We start from the raw sequence: 986 nt of genomic DNA, 5'->3' as shown, positions 1-986 counted from the left end.
CCTGTTCATCTTCCTGACGGACTGGACCGTGATGAACGACCTGTCACTCACCGCATCGTTCTTCCTGTTCTCATACGAGGACAGGCCGGCATCCGTGCACACTATCATCTTCGAGAGTCCGAACTTCTCCTGCAGCATCTCCTCCATAGGCTTGAGGGTGAGGGTCTCCGCCGTATTGCCCGGCTCCACGCACATCGCCAGCGGGAACCCCTCCCTGTCGACGAACAGCCCCATCTGCACGATCGGAAGCGGCCGACCCTCCTTGCTGTGCCCGTACTGCACTATGCCGCCCTCCTCCTCCCACTCGAAGAAGTAGTTCGTCAGGTCATAGTATACGACACCCGTGTCCCGCCTGCCAAGCCTGAGGCTGCGCCTGTACACCTCCGCCTGGACCTCGTTGAACTCTGTGGCAAGCAGGCTAAGGGCCCGGTACACCTGATGTATGTCCTCTCCAGGCTGCTCGAAGAACTTCCTCGAGTCCTCCAATGACGACAGCTTCGACCCCGGGTACAGCAGCCGTGTATACAGCAGCCTGGACAGTATGCCGTTCAGATCGAACCTGTTCCTGTGTCTCTTCTCCATCTTTTTGCAGACATAATCCAGACCCAGTTCATAATATATCTTCTGTAGGAACAGGTACCCGCCGTTATAGCTCCGCCGCTCGCCTTTCCCGACAAGAACTCCCGGCTTGAGTTTGACGACTATCTCCTCCTTTTCCGCCTTCTCCCTGGCATTCATCTCGGCAACCATCTCTTCCGCCCACCTGACTGGATCCTCTCCGCCGAGGCTTTCCTGCAATTCTTCTACTGTGCCGAACTTCTCGACTACTTTTGTCGTACTCTTTCCGTCTTCTGTCCTGTAACTCTTGATGGCATACAGGTAGGTGAAACGACCGCTCTTTTTCTGGACTAGTCTCATATCCGAATATATCCGTTAATATATACTAATATATACTACAAATATAGAAATAAAATTTGACAAAAAAA

Annotated in this window: 1 pseudogene; it reads right to left on the bottom strand. The window is 53.1% G+C overall.

Annotated elements, in window-relative coordinates:
* Positions 1-918 (bottom strand): annotated as a pseudogene (locus tag B5F83_RS10455) (hypothetical protein); the annotation flags it as partial.
* Between the last annotated feature and the right edge of the window lie 68 nt (positions 919-986).

It is taken from the genome of Muribaculum sp. An289, assembly GCF_002159555.1.
GTDB lineage: Bacteria > Bacteroidota > Bacteroidia > Bacteroidales > UBA932 > Merdivivens > Merdivivens faecigallinarum.
The sequence above is the reverse complement of the archived record's forward strand: the minus strand, read 5'-3'. Positions and strand labels throughout refer to the sequence as shown.